This window comes from Streptomyces shinuiensis (assembly GCF_043660855.1).
GTDB lineage: Bacteria > Actinomycetota > Actinomycetes > Streptomycetales > Streptomycetaceae > Streptomyces.
The window spans coordinates 4,232,288-4,251,285 of sequence record NZ_JBIHML010000001.1 but is presented as its reverse complement, the minus strand read 5'-3'; the positions used below and the strand labels follow the sequence as shown (position 1 = coordinate 4,251,285).

The 18,998-nt window shown below is 73.5% G+C and carries 18 protein-coding genes, 2 tRNA genes and 3 pseudogenes; 12 read left to right on the top strand and 11 right to left on the bottom strand.

The window, feature by feature from the left end; all coding sequences use genetic code 11:
- Nucleotides 1–224 precede the first annotated feature (224 nt).
- Nucleotides 225–374 (bottom strand): hypothetical protein, encoded by a 150-nt coding sequence (locus ACGRHY_RS19265; protein ID WP_394636558.1) that lies wholly within the window; start codon nucleotides 372–374, stop codon nucleotides 225–227.
- 110 nt (nucleotides 375–484) lie between these two features.
- Here ACGRHY_RS19265 and ACGRHY_RS19260 point away from each other — a divergent pair.
- A pseudogene (locus tag ACGRHY_RS19260) lies at nucleotides 485–914 on the top strand (transposase); the annotation flags it as partial.
- Between the two features lie 168 nt (nucleotides 915–1,082).
- Here ACGRHY_RS19260 and ACGRHY_RS19255 read toward each other — a convergent pair.
- The 3 genes and pseudogenes from ACGRHY_RS19255 to ACGRHY_RS19245 form a co-directional block, all read right to left on the bottom strand.
- Nucleotides 1,083–1,271: pseudogene (locus ACGRHY_RS19255) on the bottom strand (IS110 family transposase); the annotation flags it as partial.
- A 429-nt stretch (nucleotides 1,272–1,700) separates the two neighbouring features.
- Nucleotides 1,701–2,375 carry a pirin family protein gene (locus ACGRHY_RS19250; protein ID WP_394636557.1) on the bottom strand — a complete coding sequence of 225 codons (675 nt, stop codon included), beginning with the start codon at nucleotides 2,373–2,375 and terminating at the stop codon, nucleotides 1,701–1,703.
- A gap of 266 nt (nucleotides 2,376–2,641) precedes the next feature.
- Nucleotides 2,642–3,250: a CGNR zinc finger domain-containing protein gene (locus ACGRHY_RS19245; protein ID WP_394636556.1), complete on the bottom strand. Its 609-nt coding sequence runs from the start codon at nucleotides 3,248–3,250 to the stop codon at nucleotides 2,642–2,644.
- 72 nt (nucleotides 3,251–3,322) lie between these two features.
- On the opposite strand from ACGRHY_RS19245, the gene ACGRHY_RS19240 reads away from it, so the two are divergent.
- The 6 genes from ACGRHY_RS19240 to ACGRHY_RS19215 all read left to right on the top strand — a co-directional run bounded on the left by ACGRHY_RS19240 (nucleotide 3,323) and on the right by ACGRHY_RS19215 (nucleotide 9,878).
- Nucleotides 3,323–4,591 (top strand): MFS transporter, encoded by a 1,269-nt coding sequence (locus tag ACGRHY_RS19240; protein WP_394636555.1) that lies wholly within the window; start codon nucleotides 3,323–3,325, stop codon nucleotides 4,589–4,591.
- Nucleotides 4,592–4,929: 338 nt separating this feature from the next.
- A complete protein-coding gene (locus ACGRHY_RS19235; protein WP_394636554.1) occupies nucleotides 4,930–6,132 on the top strand; it encodes a PucR family transcriptional regulator in 1,203 nt (400 codons plus the stop codon).
- A gap of 100 nt (nucleotides 6,133–6,232) precedes the next feature.
- The gene (locus ACGRHY_RS19230; protein ID WP_394638119.1) at nucleotides 6,233–7,189 is read left to right on the top strand and encodes an ACP S-malonyltransferase; all 957 of its coding nucleotides are present in this window, start codon (nucleotides 6,233–6,235) and stop codon (nucleotides 7,187–7,189) included.
- A 14-nt stretch (nucleotides 7,190–7,203) separates the two neighbouring features.
- Entirely contained in the window at nucleotides 7,204–8,208 is a 1,005-nt protein-coding gene (locus ACGRHY_RS19225; RefSeq protein WP_394636553.1) for a ketoacyl-ACP synthase III, read from the top strand.
- A 71-nt stretch (nucleotides 8,209–8,279) separates the two neighbouring features.
- Nucleotides 8,280–8,528 (top strand): acyl carrier protein, encoded by a 249-nt coding sequence (locus ACGRHY_RS19220; protein WP_093654688.1) that lies wholly within the window; start codon nucleotides 8,280–8,282, stop codon nucleotides 8,526–8,528.
- Between the two features lie 87 nt (nucleotides 8,529–8,615).
- Nucleotides 8,616–9,878: a beta-ketoacyl-[acyl-carrier-protein] synthase family protein gene (locus ACGRHY_RS19215; protein ID WP_394636552.1), complete on the top strand. Its 1,263-nt coding sequence runs from the start codon at nucleotides 8,616–8,618 to the stop codon at nucleotides 9,876–9,878.
- A gap of 313 nt (nucleotides 9,879–10,191) precedes the next feature.
- Here the strand turns inward: ACGRHY_RS19215 and ACGRHY_RS19210 are convergent, their stop codons facing one another.
- A complete protein-coding gene (locus tag ACGRHY_RS19210; RefSeq protein ID WP_394636551.1) occupies nucleotides 10,192–10,686 on the bottom strand; it encodes a DUF3145 domain-containing protein in 495 nt (164 codons plus the stop codon).
- A gap of 342 nt (nucleotides 10,687–11,028) precedes the next feature.
- Here ACGRHY_RS19210 and ACGRHY_RS19205 point away from each other — a divergent pair, with 342 nt between their 5' ends.
- Entirely contained in the window at nucleotides 11,029–11,970 is a 942-nt protein-coding gene (locus ACGRHY_RS19205; protein ID WP_394636550.1) for an SGNH/GDSL hydrolase family protein, read from the top strand.
- 79 nt (nucleotides 11,971–12,049) lie between these two features.
- On the opposite strand, the pseudogene ACGRHY_RS19200 reads toward ACGRHY_RS19205, so the two are convergent.
- Both ACGRHY_RS19200 and ACGRHY_RS19195 read right to left on the bottom strand, forming a co-directional pair.
- Nucleotides 12,050–12,475: pseudogene (locus tag ACGRHY_RS19200) on the bottom strand (organic hydroperoxide resistance protein); the annotation flags it as partial.
- Nucleotides 12,476–12,605: 130 nt separating this feature from the next.
- Entirely contained in the window at nucleotides 12,606–13,622 is a 1,017-nt protein-coding gene (locus ACGRHY_RS19195) for an NADP-dependent oxidoreductase (protein WP_394636549.1), read from the bottom strand.
- An 84-nt stretch (nucleotides 13,623–13,706) separates the two neighbouring features.
- Here ACGRHY_RS19195 and ACGRHY_RS19190 point away from each other — a divergent pair, with 84 nt between their 5' ends.
- Nucleotides 13,707–14,174: a MarR family winged helix-turn-helix transcriptional regulator gene (locus ACGRHY_RS19190; RefSeq protein ID WP_394636548.1), complete on the top strand. Its 468-nt coding sequence runs from the start codon at nucleotides 13,707–13,709 to the stop codon at nucleotides 14,172–14,174.
- A 45-nt stretch (nucleotides 14,175–14,219) separates the two neighbouring features.
- Here the strand turns inward: ACGRHY_RS19190 and ACGRHY_RS19185 are convergent, their stop codons facing one another.
- From ACGRHY_RS19185 to ACGRHY_RS19175, 3 genes are all read right to left on the bottom strand, one after another.
- Nucleotides 14,220–15,185 carry an SCO2400 family protein gene (locus ACGRHY_RS19185; protein ID WP_394636547.1) on the bottom strand — a complete coding sequence of 322 codons (966 nt, stop codon included), beginning with the start codon at nucleotides 15,183–15,185 and terminating at the stop codon, nucleotides 14,220–14,222.
- A 63-nt stretch (nucleotides 15,186–15,248) separates the two neighbouring features.
- Nucleotides 15,249–16,115: an SMP-30/gluconolactonase/LRE family protein gene (locus tag ACGRHY_RS19180; protein ID WP_394636546.1), complete on the bottom strand. Its 867-nt coding sequence runs from the start codon at nucleotides 16,113–16,115 to the stop codon at nucleotides 15,249–15,251.
- A gap of 65 nt (nucleotides 16,116–16,180) precedes the next feature.
- Nucleotides 16,181–16,960: an IclR family transcriptional regulator gene (locus tag ACGRHY_RS19175; RefSeq protein WP_394636545.1), complete on the bottom strand. Its 780-nt coding sequence runs from the start codon at nucleotides 16,958–16,960 to the stop codon at nucleotides 16,181–16,183.
- A 213-nt stretch (nucleotides 16,961–17,173) separates the two neighbouring features.
- Between ACGRHY_RS19175 and ligD the strand changes: the two genes are divergently transcribed.
- Nucleotides 17,174–18,067, top strand: coding sequence for a non-homologous end-joining DNA ligase (gene ligD, locus ACGRHY_RS19170; protein ID WP_394636544.1), 894 nt, complete (start codon nucleotides 17,174–17,176; stop codon nucleotides 18,065–18,067).
- Between the two features lie 38 nt (nucleotides 18,068–18,105).
- Here the strand turns inward: ligD and ACGRHY_RS19165 are convergent, their stop codons facing one another.
- Entirely contained in the window at nucleotides 18,106–18,417 is a 312-nt protein-coding gene (locus ACGRHY_RS19165) for a YtxH domain-containing protein (protein ID WP_093849012.1), read from the bottom strand.
- A gap of 202 nt (nucleotides 18,418–18,619) precedes the next feature.
- On the opposite strand from ACGRHY_RS19165, the gene ACGRHY_RS19160 reads away from it, so the two are divergent.
- Nucleotides 18,620–18,692 (top strand) — tRNA-Asn (locus ACGRHY_RS19160).
- A gap of 224 nt (nucleotides 18,693–18,916) precedes the next feature.
- Nucleotides 18,917–18,990, top strand: a tRNA-Ile gene (locus ACGRHY_RS19155).
- Nucleotides 18,991–18,998: the final 8 nt, after the last annotated feature.

The following is an 18,998-nucleotide window of genomic DNA, read 5'->3' as shown; positions in this document are numbered from 1 at the left end:
ACGGCCTCCTCCTGATCCAGGACCCTTCGAAGAAACTCGGAGGCCACCACCGAGCAGCACATGCCACGGCCGGTTGCGCACAGATGCGGTGACCGTGCGAGCCGGGCCCCGAAGGCCCGGAAAGCCCTGCGGCAGGACACCTCGGCCGCCATCGGCACCGGGCGGTCGGCCTGCGAACCTCTCGCGCCTTCGTCCAAGACCCGGCCGCCGCACCGTCCCGGGCCTCAGACGCAAGGCATGATCGATACGGTGAAAAGCGCTCCGGACCGGCCCGCGGCCTTCTCCCGGAAGATCCCGCACTTCTCACCCTGGATGCCGCAGCGCTCCTCGGAGTAGCGGCTGAGCGTCAGCCCGGCCTTGGACTTGTCCGCCACCAGAAGGAGGTCTCCCCCTCCGGTTCGCGCACCTCCCAGCCCCGGCCCTCCAGGGCGCGTCTGACGCTGTCGAGAGGAGAAGAGCCCTTCACCTCCAGGAGCAGGTAGTCCTCCGGCTGACCTGCTTCGCGACCAACACCTCGGGCCGGCCGATCGCCGAGCTGGAGCTGCGCCACCGGCTGCGGGCGAGGGCCGGGGACCGCATCCGCGCCGCCCGGGCCACCGGCCTGCGCAACCTGCCCCTGCACCGCACCGCCCGGAACCGGATCTGGCTGGAGATCGTCCAGATCGCCCTCGACCTGCTGGCCGGGGGCACCCCCGGACGAAGTCTGGGGGAGGATGCCCATGCTCACCCTGACCGACACCGCCCGGCTCTGGGAACCCCGCCGCCTGCGGCTGCGGCTGCGCCTGTTCAGCGCGGCCGGACAGCTCGTCACCACCGGCCACCGCCGCATCCTCCGCCTGGCGGCCCACTGGCCCCGGACCGACACGGTCACCGGCGCCCTCGAACGCCTCGCGCTCCTGCCCAACCCCGGCTGACCAGCGCATTCACCTGCCCTTGCGGAAAGAGGACCCGGCCCGGAGCAGCGGAACCCGGCGCCCACCCGACGCGACAGCCGGGCCGCCGACCTGCCCGGGCTCAGGAACAGAACGGGTGAGGGTCCGCCGACCCCGTCGGCGGACCCTCACGAAAGATCGAGGGTTAGCGAAGACCTCTCGGAGCATCGGCTCCGTGTTGGGCGGCCGCCTGTCGAAGACTTTCCTGCCCGCCGGAGTCAGCGCCGTGGCGTGATGTTCGCCCTTACCGACGTCCAGGCCCAGGTAGACGTCGATACCGTCGTCACCGCTCACGTACTTGCTCAGTACTCGCGTTCTTCCCGGCCCTACCTGCGGCATCAGCGTGCCGGCATCCACGTTGCGAAGAGACTGCCTCTCCCGGTGCGGGATCGACGCTCGTGCCCCTGATCAGCGGTCCGCCAATGCCTTCGGACCCGGTGACACCACTTTTCGATCATCGTCGACTGGGGGCTCAGGTCATGCCGGGACCGAAGGCCGGGAGCCTCCTTGCGAGGCCACAAAGAAGGTGACGGGGATCGCCATGAGCAAGGGCATGTCCGGGCCCCCGGACACACCGGACGAGGAAAAAGACCGCACGCGGGCGGAGGAATCGGCCGACCGCCCGGAGAATCCGGCGCCAAAGGATCCGGAGGCCGCACAGGAGGCCAACCGCCTTCGGCTCCTACGGGCGCGCCACCTGCTCCGGCGTGCTCCCGGTCCCGGAGTCCGCCGGGGAGCCCGCCGCCGAACCGCCGCGAGGGGGCGGGCTCAGCCGTAGAACGGCTCGGAGTGCATCTCCCAGAGCAGCGCCTCGGCCCCGGCCTCGCATCCGGACGCCTCCAGACCCTCCGCGTCCGTGATCCGCGCCGCGTCGCCCGCCTCCAGCGGCTCCCCGCCCAGGCGCAGCCCGCCGCGCACCACGTGCACGTACACCCACGGGGCGTCCGGCACCGCGGTGCGCTCCCCCGCACCCAGCCGCCGCACGTGCAGCACCGCGTCGGCGCGGGCCAGGGCGTACGGGGTGTTGTCCGCTATGCCGCGTACGACCTCGTACTCCGCCTCACCGCCGAACACCCCCGGCACCAGCCACATCTGCACGAACCGCAACGGCTCGCTCCCCGCGTTGCGCTCCACGTGCCGGATGCCCCGCCCGGCGCTCAGGCGCTGCACGTCCCCGGGCCGCACGGTCACGCGGCGGCCGGCCGAGTCCTCATGGGTCAGCTCGCCCTCGACCACCCACGAGACGATCTCCACGTCCGCGTGCGGGTGCTCGGCGAAGCCCGCGCCCGGCGCGAGCCACTCCTCGTTGCAGGCGACCAGCAGCCCGAAGCGCGTGTTGGACGGGTCGTAGAAGCCGGAGAAGGAGAAGGCGTGCCGTGTCTCGATGCCGGCCGCCGGCTCCCCGCCCCGATAACGGCCCGCACCGCGCCATATGTGCAGCATTCCTCCACGGTACGCGGACGGCCGGACATCCCACACGACGGCCACCCTCACTCCCCCGGCGTAACAGGGCCGTTCGGAGGAGGGCTCACCGAAGCGGGGAGACTCCGGCGGTTCGTCGCGCATACGGCGTACAGCGCGGCTCCACCTCCGCCGGCCAGGGGAGGACCCGGCGCAGCGGCCGCGGTGTGCAGGCCGGACGAACGGTACAGCTCGGCGTCGGGACGGCTGACCGCCGGCGCTCCCGGAAGGCGGACGACTCTCCCGCTTCACCTCGCACCGTCCCGCCCTTCCCGCCGACCGGCCGGGTTGTCCGCGTCGCCCTTCTTCCGGCGGCGGCGGTGGGCCGCGACGCGGGCGCGGGAGGCGCAGGTGGCCGAGCAGTAGCGGCGGGCACTGCCGGGGCCGGCGTCCAGGTAGAAGGCGGAGCAGCCGGGGGCGGCGCACTCGCCCCAGGCGGCGCGGCCGTGCTCGGTGACGATCTGAGCCAGGGCCAGAGCGCTCGTGGCCAGGAACCAGTCGGCCCAGCCCGCGTCCTCGTCCCGGTCGACGTGGAGGTGCCAGGGATGGCGTCCGCCATGGTCGGTCAGGCGGGGGCGGGCGCCGCACTCGGCGAGGATCTCGTTGAGCGCGCGGGCGGCCGGACCGGTCCCGGTCTCGGCCAGCACCGCCGTCATACGGGCGACGGCGGAACGCAGTTCGGCAGCACAGGCCGCCGGGAACGCGTCCCCGGCCAGGTCCTCCGGCCGCTCCCCGTGACGGACGAGCAGTTCGGCCAGTGCCTCCCGGGGCAGTTCCGGGTCGGCGCGGAGCGCGTTGGCGAGGTCGACCAGCCGCCGGGCCGGCTGGAATCCGCCTCCGGTCACCACGTCGTTCACGTCTCCCTCCCCCATCACCTCCCTACAGGGTAACGTCTTTCCCCTGTATGGCGTTACACACTGGAGGCGCCCGTGCGCGCGCACACCGGGCTGAGGTCCTATCTGGCCACTGCCTTCCTCGCAAGGCTCGCCGAGGAGGGCATGGCGGTGGCCGTGGTGATGCTGGCGATGCACCGCACCGGCAGCGCCGCCCAGGGCGCGTTCGTGCTCACCGCGTGGATGGCCCCGCACGTACTGGCCGCGCCGCTGACCGGGGCGCTGGCCGAACGGGTCCGCAGCCCCCGGCTGTTCTACCTGGGCGCGCTGGGCGGCCTGGCGGCCGGTATCGCGGCGCTGGCTGCGATCACCGGACGCGCGCCCCTGCCCGTGGTGCTGGCCGTCGCCGTCCTCGGCGGCGGTTGCGGCCCGGTGGCCACCGGCGGACTGTCCGGCCTGGTGGCCCGCCTGGTGCCCGGGGGAGCGGACCGCGACCGCGCGTACGCCCTGGACGCGGCCACCTACAACGCCGTCTCGGTGGCCGGCCCCGCCCTGGTGAGCGTGATCGCCGCGCTGGCCTCGCCCGCCCCGGCCGTGGTGCTGCTGGCCGCGTCGGCGGCGGGCGCGGCCGTCACCGCGGCGGCACTGCCGTACGACGGGCGGACGGACACGGGCGGAGGCGGGACCGGGACCGCGGCGCCCGGCCCGAAGTCCCGGACGACGCTGCGGACCGATCTCGGGGCGGGCCTGGCGGCGATGTGGCGCGTGCGGGAGTTGCGCGCGGTCACCGCCGCCACCTCCCTGGCCTTCGTCGGTGTCGGCGGTCTGACCACCACCGCTGTGCTCCTCGCCGGCGACCGGGGCCGCCCGGACGCCGGGGGCGTGCTGATGACGGCGTTGGCGCTCGGAGCGCTGACGGGTTCCCTGGCGGTGGCCCGGTGGCTGCGGTCCTTCCCCGCCCGGCGCCTGGTCCCCTTCTGCCTGACCGGTGCGGGCCTGGGCCTGGCCGCCGCCGCTGCCGCGCCCTCGTTCGCCGCGCAGACGGCGCTGTTCGCGGTGGCGGGTGTCTTCGAGGGGCCGCTGCTGAGCGCCACGCTGCGCATCCGCGCCGACCACTCCCCGCCCGGGGTGCGGTCACAGGTCTTCACCATCGGGGCGGGACTGAAGATCTCGGCGGCGGCCTGCGGTTCGGCCCTCGCCGGGGCCGCGGCGGGGCTGCCGCCGCACTTGCTGCTGCTGGGCATCGCGGCCTTCCAGCTCGCCGCCGCCGGACTCCACCGCCTGCTTCGTCCTCGTCCGCGCCCGGCGGGGAAGCCGGCCGCCGGAGCCGGCGCCCCGGCCCACGGGCAGCGGCCCTCCGGCTGAACCTCTGCGCCGGGCGGACGGTGCCGCGGTCGCGCCGCCGCACCCGCGAACCGCCGGACCTCGCCCGGGAGCCGGGGGGCGCGCTACACCGACACCGCGCACTCCCACGGCCGCGCCGAGGAGTTCCTCGCCGACTGGTCGGTGGACTCGCCGCTCCACGAGGTCGAGGACCACGGTCCGGCCGGCCGGACCCGCCGAGGCACCGGGCGGGTAGTGGGCCCACCGGTCCCGGCTCCCCCGGGCCGACGGCGGCCCGGTCCCGGCCCCGCGCGGGCGCCTGTTGTACGGATCCGACACCCGCCACCCATACGGCCGTACCAATAGGGCAGTCTTGTCCCGTGCCAGAACCCACTCAGACACCAGCACCCGACAAGCAGCGCCCCCACCCGCACCCCGCGACGCTGCGGCGGCTGGAGCAGTCCTCCGGCAAGCTGGCCGCCGCGGCACTCACCCGCATGGGGGAGCAACTGCCCTGGTACCGGGCGATGCCGCCGGAGAACCGGTCGTGGATCGGCCTGGTGGCGCAGGCGGGCATCGCGGCGTTCACCGAGTGGTTCCGGCACCCCGAGACACCCCAGGCGATCAGCACGGACGTTTTCGGCACCGCGCCGCGCGAGCTGACGCGGGCGATCACGCTGCGGCAGACCGTGGAGATGGTCCGCACCACCATCGAGGTCGTGGAGACGGCGATCGACGAGGTCGCCGCGCCCGGTGACGAGAGCGTGCTGCGCGAGGCGCTGCTGGTCTACGCCCGCGAAATAGCCTTCGCCACCGCCCAGGTGTACGCGCAGGCCGCCGAGGCGCGCGGCGCGTGGGACGCGCGGCTGGAGTCGCTGGTGGTCAACGCCGTGCTCTCCGGCGAGGCCGACGAGGGGACCGTCTCCCGCGCGGCGGCGCTGGGCTGGAGCTCCCCCGAGCATGTGACGGTCGTGCTGGGCAACGCGCCCGACGGGGACAGCGAGCTGACGGTGGAGGCGATCCGGCGTGCCTCCCGGCACGCCAAGCTCCAGGTGCTGACCGGGGTGCTGGGCGACCGGCTGGTGGTCATCGCCGGCGGCTCGGACGATCCGCTGCACGTCGCCAGGTCGCTGATCGGTCCGTTCGCCGCGGGCCCGGTGGTGGCCGGCCCCGTGGTGGGCGACCTGCTGTCGGCGACGCGTTCGGCGCAGGCGGCCGCGGCCGGGCTGAAGGCGTGCGCCGCGTGGCCGGACGCGCCGCGCCCGGTGCTGGCGGACGATCTGCTGCCCGAACGCGCGATGGCCGCGGATCCCACCGCGCGCGCGCTGTTGGTGGAGGAGATCTACAGACCGCTCCAGGAAGCCGGAGCCGCCCTCCTGGAGACTCTGAGTGTCTATCTGGAGCAGGCGAGCAGTCTGGAGGGGGCCGCGCGGATGCTGTTCGTACACCCCAACACCGTTCGCTACCGGCTGCGACGTGTGACGGACGTCACCGGATGGTCCCCCTCGGACGTCCGTTCGGCGTTCACACTGCGCGTCGCGCTGATCCTGGGTCGCCTGGCAGACGGGGGAGGGCAGATATAGTCGTGCCCATCGGTTTTGTCGGCCTCCCACAATTCCCCTGACCGTTCTTCGTGCTGGTCCCCACCGGCGTGGACCTCCGTCGACAAGAGAGAGTGTGAGGGTGCTCGTACTCGTCGCTCCCGGCCAGGGCGCCCAGACGCCCGGCTTCCTGACTCCCTGGCTCGAACTCCCCGGCGTCGCCGACCGGCTGCGTGAGTGGTCGGCCGCCATCGACCTGGACCTGGTGCACTACGGCACCGAGGCCGACGCCGAGCGGATCCGCGACACGGCCGTGGCCCAGCCGCTGCTGGTGGCCGCGGGGCTGGTCTCCGCGCAGGCGCTGCTGGAGGGCGTCCCGCTGGACTCCCTCGGCGCCGTCGCGGGCCACAGCGTGGGCGAGCTGACCGCCGCCGCGGTCGGTGAAGTACTCACCCCCGGGGCCGTGATGGCGCTGGTGCGCGCCCGCGGCCGGGCGATGGCCGAGGCCGCCGCCGTCACCCCGACCGGTATGGCCGCCGTCGTCGGCGGCGATCCGGAGACGGTGACGGCCCATCTGGAGGGGCTGGGGCTGACCCCGGCCAACGTCAACGGCGCCGGCCAGATCGTCGCCGCCGGCACCATGGAGCAGCTCGCCGCCCTGGCCGAGGACAAGCCGGAGGGGGCGCGGATGGTCAAGGCGCTGCCCGTGGCGGGCGCCTTCCACACCCATCACATGGCCCCGGCCGTCGACGCGCTGGCGAAGGCCGTCGAGGGCGTGGCGCCCAAGGACCCGCGCGTGCCCTACGTCTCCAACCGGGACGGGCGGGCGGTCGCCGACGGCGGCGAGGTCCTGCAGAGGCTGGTGCGGCAGGTCGCCGGACCGGTGCGCTGGGACCTGTGCATGGAGACGTTCAAGGAGATGGGCGTCACCGCGCTGATCGAGGTGTGCCCCGGCGGCACCCTCACCGGCCTGGCCAGGCGTGCCCTGCCGGGCGTGAAGACGCTGGCTCTGAAGACCCCCGAGCACCTCGACGCGGCCCGTGAGCTGATCGCCGAGCACGCCTCTCCCGCGGCCCAGTGGCCGGACAGCAGTCGATAGGAGCTTGCGAGAGCATGACCGCGAAGATCAGGCCTGCGAAGGGCGCACCGTACGCGCGCATCCTCGGCGTCGGCGGCTACCGTCCGACCCGCGTAGTGCCCAACGAGGAGATCCTCAAGCACATCGACTCGTCCGACGAGTGGATCCGCTCCCGCTCGGGCATCACCACCCGGCACTGGGCCGGGCCGGAGGAGACCGTCGCCGAGATGACGCTCGCCGCGGCGGGCAAGGCGATCGCGGACGCGGGAATCGACCCCGAGCAGATCGGCGCGGTCGTGATCTCGACCGTCTCCCACTTCAAGCAGACGCCCTCGATCGCCACCGAGGTCGCCCACCGGCTGGGCACCGGCAAGGCCGCCGCGTTCGACATCTCCGCGGCCTGCGCGGGCTTCGGCTACGGCCTGACCATCGCCAAGGGCCTGGTGGTGGAGGGCAGCGCGGAGTACGTGCTGGTCGTCGGCGTCGAACGGCTTTCGGACCTGACGGATCTGACGGACCGCACCACCGCCTTCCTCTTCGGCGACGGCGCCGGGGCGGTCGTCGTCGGCCCGTCCGAGGAGCCCGCCATCGGACCCTCGGTGTGGGGTTCGGAGGGCGACAAGGCGGACGTCATCTCGCAGACGGTGCCGTGGGACGACTACCGTGAGGGCGAGGTCGAGAAGTTCCCGGCGCTCCGCCAGGAGGGCCAGACGGTCTTCCGCTGGGCCGTCTTCGAGATGGCCAAGGTCGCCCAGCAGGCGCTGGAGGCGGCCGGGATCACCGTCGACGACCTGGACGTCTTCATCCCGCACCAGGCCAACATGCGGATCATCGACTCGATGGTGAAGACTCTCAGACTGCCGGAGCACGTCACGGTCGCCCGCGATGTGGAGACCACCGGCAACACCTCGGCCGCCTCCATTCCGCTCGCCATGGAGCGGCTGCTGGCGACCGGGCAGGCGAAGAGCGGCGACACCGCGCTCGTCATCGGCTTCGGGGCGGGTCTCGTCTACGCGGCGACGGTCGTTACCCTCCCATAGCCGGATGTTCAGCACCGCAGTACACCGGACCGCAACACACCACGCGTAACACGACACGAAGGAGCGCCACCATGGCCGCCACCAAGGAAGAGATCGTCGAGGGTCTCGCCGAGATCGTCAACGAGATCGCCGGCATCCCGACCGAGGACGTCCAGCTGGAGAAGTCCTTCACCGACGACCTGGACGTCGACTCGCTGTCCATGGTCGAGGTCGTCGTCGCCGCCGAGGAGCGCTTCGGCGTCAAGATCCCGGACGACGACGTCAAGAACCTCAAGACCGTCGGCGACGCGGTGGACTACATCCTCAACCACCAGGACTGACCGGTCTGCACGCCCGTTGAAGCGTTTGTCGCCACCCGCCCCGCGGTGGCGGATGACCGCACTTCCCCTACCAGTGGAGAAATTCCTGTGAACGCGACCCACCACACCGTGGTCGTCACCGGTATCGGCGCAACCACACCGCTGGGTGGCGACAGCGCATCGACGTGGGAGGGCCTGCTCGCCGGCCGCTCCGGGGTCAGGGCCCTGGAGCAGGAGTGGGCGGCCGAACTGCCCGTGAAGATCGCCGCGCGGGCGGCGGTCGACCCGTCCGAGGTCCTGCCCCGTCCGCTTGCCCGCAAGCTGGACCGCTCGGCGCAGTTCGCGCTGATCGCGGCCCGCGAGGCGTGGGCGGACGCCGGCTACGAGGGCAGGGCCGGGGAGAACGGCCAGGTGGACCCTGGCCGGCTCGGCACCGTCATCGCCTCCGGCATCGGCGGTGTCACCACCCTGCTCGACCAGTACGACGTGCTCAAGGAGAAGGGCGTACGCCGTGTCTCCCCGCACACCGTGCCGATGCTGATGCCCAACGGCCCCTCGGCCAACGTGGGCCTGGAGGTGGGCGCCCAGGCGGGCGTGCACACTCCGGTCAGCGCCTGCGCCTCGGGGGCCGAGGCGGTGGGCTACGCCGTGGAGATGATCCGTACCGGACGCGCCGACGTGGTCGTCGCGGGCGGCACCGAGGCGGCGATCCATCCGCTGCCCATCGCGGCGTTCGCCAACATGATGGCGCTGTCGAAGAACGACGGCGACCCGGCGAAGGTCTCGCGCCCCTACGACAAGGCCCGCGACGGCTTCGTGCTCGGCGAGGGCGCGGGCGTCGTGGTGCTGGAGTCGGCCGAGCACGCGGCCCGGCGCGGCGCGAAGGTCTACTGCGAGGTGCTGGGGCAGGGCCTGTCCGCGGACAACCACCACATCGCGCAGCCCGAGCCGGGCGGCCGGGGCATCGCCGACGCCCTGCAGGGCCTGCTGGAGGCCACCGACCTCAAGCCCTCGGAGATCGCGCACCTCAACGCGCACGCCACCTCCACCCCGCAGGGCGACATCGCCGAGATCAAGGCGCTGCGCAAGGTGCTGGGCTCCGACCTGGACCACGTCGCCATCTCCGCCACCAAGTCCATGACCGGTCATCTGCTGGGCGGCGCGGGCGGCATCGAGACGGTGGCGACGGCGCTGGCGCTGCACCACCGCACGGCGCCGCCGACCATCAACGTCGACGACCTGGACGAGGAGGTCGACGCCGACGTCGTGACCGGCGGACCGCGCCCACTGGGCGAGGGCCCGCTGGTGGCGATCAACAACTCCTTCGGCTTCGGCGGCCACAACGTCGTCGTGGCCTTCCGCACCGCCTGAGCACCGCCTGAGCACCGGCACCGCCTGAAGCCCGCCGCGACGGGCGCGTGTATCGCCCGAGGGGCCCGCCGGACATCGTCCGGCGGGCCCCTCGGGCGTCCGGAGGGACCGGAGTCCGGCGGGGTGGGGTTCCGGGAGGCGGAGGCCGGGCCGGCGCTCGGAACGCCGGCGCGCCCGTGGCACCGGCGCCGGGGGCCGCCGCGGACACCGTCCGGCTCGCCGTGTGCCCGGCCGGATCGGGAGCGCGACCCTGTGACGCGCTCGCGCGGTCCGGGGGGCCGTGCGGCCGTACGAGCGCGGCGCCGGGCCGGTGTCAGACCACCTGGTGCAGCCAGCGCACCGGGGCACCCTCGCCCGCGTAGCGGAAAGACTCCAGCTCGTCGTCCCAGGGCTTGCCGAGGAGCTTGGAGATCTCGGCCTCCAGCTCGGTCTCGCCGCGTGCGGCGCGGTCCACGGCGGCGCGCAGCCGGTCCTCGGGGATGAGGATGTCGCCGTGCATGCCGGTGACGGCGTGGAAGATGCCCAGCTCGGGGGTGGAGCTGTAGCGCTCGCCCTCCGCGGTGGAACAGGGCTCGGAGGTCACCTCGAAGCGGAGCATGCGCCAGCCGCGCAGCGCGGAGGCGAGTTTGGAGGCGGTGCCCGGTTCGCCCTGCCAGGACAGCTCCGCGCGCCAGGTTCCCGGGGATGCGGGCTGCTTGATCCAGTCGAGGCTGACGCGGGCGCCGAGCACTCCCGCGACGGCCCATTCGACGTGCGGGCACAGTGCGCGGGGGGCGGAGTGCACGTACAGAACTCCACGTGTCGTCACCGGGACCTCCTGTGTGGTTCGAGTGCGACCTTCCGTGGCGGCCTCGAATCCCTGCCGGCCATGCGCCGGGTCACCGGTTGACATCCTGTCCCATCGGTCACGTGTCCTCCGGCTCCCGAAGTTACGAACAGTAAACACTATCCGTGCCGATTCTCCCTAAAAGGGACAGCAAGTGACGCGATGTAATCTGTCAAACGTGTCCGGCGGCCATTTTCGGACCGTCATGGCAAAAGCTACCGTGCCGCGGCACCCATGGGGTGACGTACCGTCGGCCGAGGCGGTCAACCCACCCGTCCGAACCATCACCCCACCGGGACACAGGAAGGAACGGGGGGAGCACCCGTGCGAGACAACGCGCCGTCCGGCCGTCCGCCCGCGGGACGCGTCCGCCGCGGGGGGCCGCCGTCCGCCGCCCGGGCCGCGGTCGCCGTCACCGCGGCCCTCGTCGTGTTCGCCGTGTCGTGCGGCGGCTCCGGCGGTGGTGCGCCGGACTCCCGGGGCGCGTCCGCCGAGGCCCGCCCCTCCCCTTCACCCTCCACCGCATGGGACACGGGTCCCGACTCGCTGGCGGCCCTGGGCGACTCCATCACCCGCGCCTTCGACGCCTGCTCGCTGCTGGACGACTGCCCGGAGGCCTCCTGGGCCACCGGCACCTCCCCCGAGGTGGACAGCCTGGCGCGGCGGCTGGGCGTCCCGGCCTCCGCGACCTGGAACCACGCGCGCTCCGGCGCCCTGATGGCCGAGCTGCCCGCCCAGGCCCGGAAGGCGGCGGCGCGCCGGCCGGAGCTGGTGACGGTGCTGATCGGCGCGAACGACGCCTGCCGGCCGACGGTGGAGCGGATGACGCCGGCGGAGGAGTTCCGCGCCGACTTCGCCGAGGCGCTGCGCACCCTGCGCCGGGCCTCGCCGAAGACCCAGGTGTACGTGGCCGGCGTGCCGGACCTGGAGCGGCTGTGGTCCCTGGGGCGGTCCCACCCGGTGGCCGCGCAGGTGTGGCAGCTCGGCATCTGCCCGTCGATGCTGGACGGGGCGGGGACCTCGGAGACCGCGGCGGCGGAGCGCCGCGCGAAGGTGTCGGCGCGGGTGCGGGCGTACAACACCGCGCTGGCGGAGGTCTGCGAGCGCGACGCGCGCTGCCGGCACGACGGCGGGGCGGTGCACGGCTACCGCTTCACCGCCCGCGAGCTGAGCTCCTGGGACTGGTTCCACCCCGGCCCGGAGGGCCAGCGCGCACTCGCCGAGATCGCCCACCGGCAGGTCACCGCCGGACGTCCGCCCGCCTGAGCGGCGGAAACCCGCGCCCGCCCCATTGACGCCGGTCGAGCCCCGTCATTACATTCGCGCCAGCATTTCGAACGTGTGACGAAATATCGAAGACGACCTCGATGTTCCCCTCGGTCGCCCGCGAGTACGGGCACACCTGATGGGCCTTCTTCACCAGTTGGAGAGCCGCCTCCCGGTCCAGGCCCGGTATGGAGGCGGTGAGTTCGACCCTGAGGCCGAAGCCGCCGTCCTCCGTCCTGCCCAGCCCGACCCGTGCGGTCACGGTCGATCCTGAGATGTCCGCCTTCTCACGGCGGGCGACGACACCGAGCGCGCTCTGGAAGCAGGCGCTGAAACCGGCGGCGAAGAGTTGCTCGGGGTTGGTGCCGTCACCGCTTCCGCCCAGCTCCCTGGGCGGGTTGACGACGACATCGAGCCTGCCGTCGTCGGTGGCGACCCGGCCCTCGCGGCCGTTCTCGGCGGTGGCGACGGCGGTGTAGAGAACGTCGGCGGACTGGACGGACATACGGATCCTCCTGTGTCGGACTGCGTCGAATTGCGTCGAGGCCGCCTGCGCGCGGCGCGCGCCGCGCGCCGGGAAGGGATGCGGCCGGGGCGCACGGCCTCCGGGACGCCCCGGCTCCTTCGACGGCCCGTCAGCCGTCCAGACTGACGACCATCTTTCCGACGTTCTGGCCGCGGAGCATGCCGAGGAAGGCGTCCACCGCGTTCTCGATGCCCTGGACGACCGTCTCGTGGTACTTCAGCTCCCCGGACCGGATCCAGGCCGAGACCTCCTCGACGAACCGCGGCCGCAGATCCGAGTGGTCACCCACGAGCATGCCCTGGATCCTCAGCCGCTTGCCGATGACCAGCGCGAGGTTGCGCGGGGCGGCGGGCGGCTCGGTGGCGTTGTACTGGGCGATCATCCCGCAGACCGCGACACGGCCGTGCGCCCTGAGCGAGCCGATCGCCGCCTCCAGGTGCTCACCGCCGACGTTGTCGAAGTAGACGTCGATGCCGTCGGGCGCGGCCTCCTCCAACTGCCGGGCCACCGGACCGTTCTTGTAGTTGAAGGCGGCGTCGAAGCCGTACTCCCCGGTGAGGAGCGCGACCTTCTCGTCCGAGCCGGCGCTGCCGACGACGCGGGAGGCCCCCTTGAGCCGGGCGATCTGGCCGGCCTGGCCGCCGACCGCGCCCGCCGCGCCCGAGACGAAGACGGCGTCGCCCTCCTTGAAGGAGGCCACCTCCAGCAGTCCGGCGTAGGCGGTCAGCCCGGGCATGCCGAGCACCCCGAGATAAGTCGTCAGCGGGGCCGGTTCGGCGGAGACCTTCGCCGCGTTCCCCGCGTCCACCGTGGCGTACTCGCGCCAGCCCAGGCCGTGCAGCACGTGGTCGCCCGGGGCGAATCCCTCGGCCTCGGAGGCGACGACGACGCCGACCGCACCGCCGCCCATCGGCCGGTCCAGCTCGAACGGCGGGGCGTAGGACTTGACGTCGTCCATCCTGCCGCGCATGTAGGGATCGACCGAGAGGTGGAGATTGCGCACCAGGATCTGACCGGCCACAGGGGCGCGCACGGGGGCCTCGCGCAGCGCGAACCCCTCCGGCGTCGGCCATCCCTGCGGGCGGGCGGTCAGATGCCACTCACGTCCGGTGGCGGGCAACGTCATGGAAACGCCTCCATATGCTTAAGACTGTGAAACAACCATCCACTTGATGTTTCATGTTGTCAAGCGAATCGGTACTCTGGGTCCATGGCCTCCCGTACCGCCCCCGCCGACCCCCTCACCCTCGAGGTCGTCGAACTGATCGGCTCCGTCGTCACCCGCTTCCACCAGGAGTACGACGAGGCCGCCGCCAGGCACTCCCTGACCGGAGCGCAGGCGCGGCTGCTCGCCCTGCTCCACCACCAGTGCCTGCCCATGCGGGAGATAGCCCGGCGGCTGAAGTGCGAGCCGTCCAACGTCACGGGCATCGTCGACCGGCTGGAGTCGCGCGGCCTGGTGGAGCGGCGCCCCGACCCGGCCGACCGCCGCGTCAAGCTCGCCGCCGCAACCGAGGCGGGCCACGAGACGACCGAACGGCTGCGCGCGTCGATGGACTTCGCCGGCGAGCCCCTGGCCGATCTGACGCCGGTGGAGCGCGCCCTCCTGCGCGACCTGCTCAGACGCATGCTGGGCGGCGGTTCCGGCGACGACTCACCGGACGCCTCCCCGGACTGAACGAGGCGGGCGGGAAGGGGCAGGGCCGGGCGGAGCGGCCCTGCCCTAGGTGCACCACCACAGGAAGCGCTCGCAGGTGGGCGTCGGCTCCGGCCCGGGTTCCGGTTCCGCCGGGGGCGGCGGATCGGCGGGCGGCGTCTCCCGGGGCGGCGGATCGGGGGCCTGGGTGGGGTCGGCGGTGGGTCCGGGAGCCGTGGTGACGCCGCCGCTCTCGACCGCGGTGGCCGAGGGGTCCGCGGAGGCGGAGGGATCCGCGGAGGAGTCCGCCGACCCCGACGGCCCGGCCGAGGAGGAGCCCGACGCGGAGGGCACGGCGGACGGCGGGCCCGACGGGCCGGCGCCCGGCCGTTCAGCCCCGGGCGGCTGTTCGGCCGAGCCGTCGGAGCCGGCGGATCCGGCACCCTCCTCACCGTCGGCGTCCTCATCGGGCCCGTCCCCGCCGCCGTCCGGGGAGACGCCCGGTATGGGCAGCTCCTTGAGTACGCCCTCGGTGGTGAACTCCGCGACGCCGAGGGTGCCCAGCCCGGCGCCGAGTATCAAACCCACGACGGCGGTACGGCGCCGCCGCCCGGCCTGCGACCGCGCCCGGCGGCCGCGTCGGGCGGCCGCCCGGCCACCGGCCCCGCCACCCGGGCCACCGTCGTGCTCGCCGTGCTCGCAGTACTCATCGCGCCCGCCGTGCCCGCCGGAGACCTCCGCGCCGTACGTGTCGCCGTACGTGTCGCGGGCACCGCCGCGGAAGCCGCGCTCCTGGCCGGGGATCTCCTCCCCGGCCTGCCCGGACGCCTGGTGGGCACCTCCGTGGCCGCCCTGGTGGCCGTACCCGCCGCCCTGCCCGTACCCGCCGTACACGTCATCGCCGCCGTACGGGCCGTACGGACCGGGCCCCTGACCGTACGGATCGGCGGAGGCCGAGGGGTCCACCGGTGCCGGGCCGTGGCTGGGTGTGCCACACCCCGGGCAGGAGAGGGCGCCGTTGAGATGCCGACGGCATGTGACGCAGTAGGTCATGGAGTCCGCAGGCTACGAGGCCCGGCGGGAAGAGGAGAAGACGCTCCCTGTGAAGATCTGGTGTCAGCCCGCGAAAGGCGGCTGTTCCAGTCCCTCCCCCGCGTCCGGCAGCACCATCAGCGAACCGGCCAGCGGTTCCGCGCCGGGGTCGGCACCCGTCCGGGCCGTGGTGATGTAGAGGTCCCGCAGACCCGGCCCGCCGAAGGCGCACGCCGTCGTGTTGGAGGCCGGGACGGCGACCGTCCGGTCCAGCCTGCCGTCGGGGGTGTAGCGCCGGACCGCGCCCCCGCCCCACAGGGCGACCCAGACGCAGCCTTCCGCGTCCACCGCCAGCCCGTCGGGGAAGCCCGCGCCCTCCTCGATCCGTACCAGCACCCGGCGGCCCAGCACCTCGGGGCCGTCGGTGTCGAAGACGTCGATCCGGCGGGTGGGGGTGTCGATGTGGTACATCAGCCGCCCGTCCGGGCTCCAGCCCGTGCCGTTGCCGATCGTCACGTCCGCCAGGACCGTGACGGCCGAGCCGTCCGGGGCGACGCGGCTGAGCGTGCCCCCGCCCGGGCGCTCGTCGTACGCCATCGTGCCCGCCCACAGCGCGCCGTCGGGGGCGACGGCGGCGTCGTTGCCCCGGCGGCCCGGGACGGGCTCGCGGTGCAGCCACGAGAACGAGCCGTCCCCGTCGTACAGGCCCACCCCGTCGCGGAGGTTGACCACCAGGCCGCCCCTCGCCCGCGGCTTGGCCGCGCCCACGTGCTGCTCGGTCGCCAGCACCGTGCGGCGGCCGTCGGCCGGGGCGTAGGTGTGCACCCGGCCCGCGAGGATGTCCACCCACACCAGGCGCTCGCGCTCCGCGTCCCAGGTGGGCCCCTCGCCCAGCAGTGCCCCCTGCCGCACCGCGACCTCGAGCCGCACCGTCGTCCCCGATCCGGTCATACCGTCCCGCCCCTCTCCTCGCCGGCCACCCGCCGGTGTCCGGCTGTCCGCCCGTGCCCGCCCGGCTACGCCGCGCCGCGGTGTCCCAGCCGCGCCGACAGTTCGGCCGCGCCCTCGACCGCCAGGGCCTCCAGCTCGGCGCGCCGCTCCTCGCTCCAGCGGATCATGGGTACCGAGATACTGAGCGCCGCGACCACCTTCCCCGTACCGTCCCGGACGGGCGCGGCCACACAGCTCACGTCCGGGTTGGACTCGCGCCGCTCGACGGCGACGCCGCGCTCGCGGATCTCGGCCAGCGCCTCGCGCAGCACCTCCGGCGAGGTGATGGAGTTCCGCGTCATCGCCCGCAGCGGCTCGGCGCCGGAACCGGGCAGGCGCGCGTCCAGCTCGTCCGGGGGCAGCGAGGCCAGCAGCATCTTCCCCACCGAGGTGCAGTGCGCGGGCAGACGCCGGCCGGCGGCGGAGACCATGCGGACCGCGTGGGTGCTGTCCACCTTGGCGATGTAGATGACGTCCGCGTCCTCCAGGATGGCCACGTGCACGGTCTCGTCGCAGGTCTCGGCGACGTTCTGGGCCACCTGCCGCCCTTCGGCGGCGAGGTCGAGCTGCTCGGCGTAGCGGCTCCCGAGCTGGTAGGTGCGCACCCCGAGCCGGTAACGTCCGGGTTGTTCGGGCACGGGCACCAGATACGAGCGCGCGGCCAGGGTGGTCACCAGTTCGTGGACGGTGGTGCGGGGCAGGCCCAGTTTCCGGGTGATCTCCGGCGCCGACAGAGTCCCGTCCCCGTCGAGGAAGAGTTCCAGGACGTCGAGAGCCCTGGTCACGGCCGGCACGAGGCGCCCCATGGCAGCCCTCCCCTTCTCCCCCGGGGGCTCCGGGCTCACCGGCACCCGCAGTCGTTCGAGATTCCGAAGAACGACCGGAATCACGAACACAGGCTAGCCGCGGCCCGAAGCACCCCGCAACGGCCCCTCCCCGCCGGCACCCGGCCCGCGCCCCGCCGCGATACGCGGCACGGTGCCCCGCATGGACGGCGCCGTCCGTGGAACCCGCGCTCCATGACGAGCACCGTCGTGGAAGGCCGCACGATCGAGCTGACCAGCCTGGGCAGGGTCCTCTACCCCGCCGCCGGCTTCACCAAGGGCGATGTCGTGGACTACTACACCTCCGTCGCCGAGGTGCTCCTGCCCCATCTGCGCGACCGCCCGGTGTCCTTCGTCCGCGCCCCCCGCGGCGTGGGGGCCGATTCGTTCATGGCCAAGCACGTACCGCCCGGCACACCGGAGTGGGTGACGGTGTGCGAGGTCCACCGTGTCGGCGGGAAGACCGGCCGGCAGGTGGTCGTCCAGGACCTGCCGACCCTGCTGTGGGCGGCCAATCTCTCCGTCCTGGAACTGCACACACCCCAGTGGCGGCTCCCCGCCGAGGGGATGGCCGACCGGCTGGTGTTCGACCTCGACCCGGGCGCCCCGGCGACGATCGTCCAGTGCTGCGCGGTCGCCCTCGGGCTGCGCGACCGGCTGGAGCGCGACGGCCTGCCCTCGTACGCCAAGACCTCCGGTTCCAAGGGGCTGCACGTGCTCGCCCCACTGCGGCCCACCGACTCCGCGGCGGCGGCCGACTACGCCGAGCGGCTGGCCCGCGAGGCGGCCGAGGCGCTGCCGGACCTCGTCGTGGACCAGGTGCCCCGGCGGCTGCGCGAGGGCCGGGTCTTCGTCGACCACGGCCAGAACCTGTGGACGCGGACGACCGCCGCCCCGTACACCCTGCGCGCGCGGTCCCGGCCGACCGTCTCCGCCCCGGTGACGTGGGACGAGGTCGCCGGCTGCGAACAGCCCGGCGACCTCGTCTTCACGGCCGGGGATCTGGCCTCCCGGCTGGAGAGGTACGGCGATCCGCTCGGCCCCCTCCTGGACCCTGCTCTCGCGGGGCGGCTGCCGGGCGGACCCTGACACGGGCGCCGCCGGGTGCGCCCCGGGCATTGCCCTCCTCAGGCGTTGCCGGTGCCCCAGCCGTCGTCGAACGGCGTGCGCTGCTCGACACGGCGGCCGCGCAGCATCCGCACCCTGTCGGAGACCGGGCCCGGCACACGGTCGCCCATCCGGTCGGAGACCGTGTTCAGCGCCTTGCCGGCCATCTCCCGCCCATTGTGCGCGGCGGACTCGTAGGCATTGCGCACCGCGGGGTTCTCGGCGAACTTCCGGGCCCTCTCGCGCAGCTGCTCGTACTTCTCCCGCCCGGCCCGCGTGCCGAACACGTACCCGACGGCCACTCCTACGACGAACGTGAGCCGGTAGCGCATGGCTCCACCCTTTCTCAGGTCTCTCCCGGCGCACCCCTGCCGCGCGGGTGTGCGCCCTGTCGGTCTGCGGCGGACGTTCCACCGGGTACCCCGAGGCGCGCCGCGAATACCGATTTCAGAGCACCCCCCGGCATGCGCTACTGTATTCCTCGCCAGCGGGGAACGCCCCCGGGAAACCGGAACGGGCGCCTCCGAGCAGCAGTCCCCTGTAGCTCAATTGGCAGAGCAGCCGGCTGTTAACCGGCAGGTTACTGGTTCGAGTCCAGTCGGGGGAGCAGAACGGGAAGGGCTCCGCGAGGGGTCCTTCTTCTTGTGCCCGCTTCTTGTACCCGGCGCGTGTCCGGCGCCCTGCCGGGGTCCTGCTCCGTTCCGGCGACCGGCCTCCGGCCCATGGTTACGGGCCCCAGCGCCCCTGGCTCACCCCGGCACGGGCGGGAGATCGTATGAGCGGCTATGCTGCGGCAGACGGCGCGCACAGATGTGCGTGGCGCGCCGTCCCGGGGCGGTAGCTCAGCCGGTTAGAGCAGCGGACTCATAATCCGTCGGCCGTGGGTTCGAGTCCCACCCGCCCCACCCGCACT

Coding starts and splice junctions, on each gene's coding strand:
- ACGRHY_RS19250 (WP_394636557.1), bottom strand. CDS start 2,375: ATGCTGCACATATGGCGCGGTGCGGGCCGTTATCGGGGCGGGGAGCCG.
- ACGRHY_RS19225 (WP_394636553.1), top strand. CDS start 7,204: ATGACCGCGAAGATCAGGCCTGCGAAGGGCGCACCGTACGCGCGCATC.
- ACGRHY_RS19220 (WP_093654688.1), top strand. CDS start 8,280: ATGGCCGCCACCAAGGAAGAGATCGTCGAGGGTCTCGCCGAGATCGTC.
- ACGRHY_RS19195 (WP_394636549.1), bottom strand. CDS start 13,622: ATGACGTTGCCCGCCACCGGACGTGAGTGGCATCTGACCGCCCGCCCG.
- ACGRHY_RS19190 (WP_394636548.1), top strand. CDS start 13,707: ATGGCCTCCCGTACCGCCCCCGCCGACCCCCTCACCCTCGAGGTCGTC.
- ACGRHY_RS19185 (WP_394636547.1), bottom strand. CDS start 15,185: ATGACCTACTGCGTCACATGCCGTCGGCATCTCAACGGCGCCCTCTCC.
- ACGRHY_RS19180 (WP_394636546.1), bottom strand. CDS start 16,115: ATGACCGGATCGGGGACGACGGTGCGGCTCGAGGTCGCGGTGCGGCAG.
- ACGRHY_RS19175 (WP_394636545.1), bottom strand. CDS start 16,960: ATGGGGCGCCTCGTGCCGGCCGTGACCAGGGCTCTCGACGTCCTGGAA.
- ligD (WP_394636544.1), top strand. CDS start 17,174: ATGACGAGCACCGTCGTGGAAGGCCGCACGATCGAGCTGACCAGCCTG.
- ACGRHY_RS19165 (WP_093849012.1), bottom strand. CDS start 18,417: ATGCGCTACCGGCTCACGTTCGTCGTAGGAGTGGCCGTCGGGTACGTG.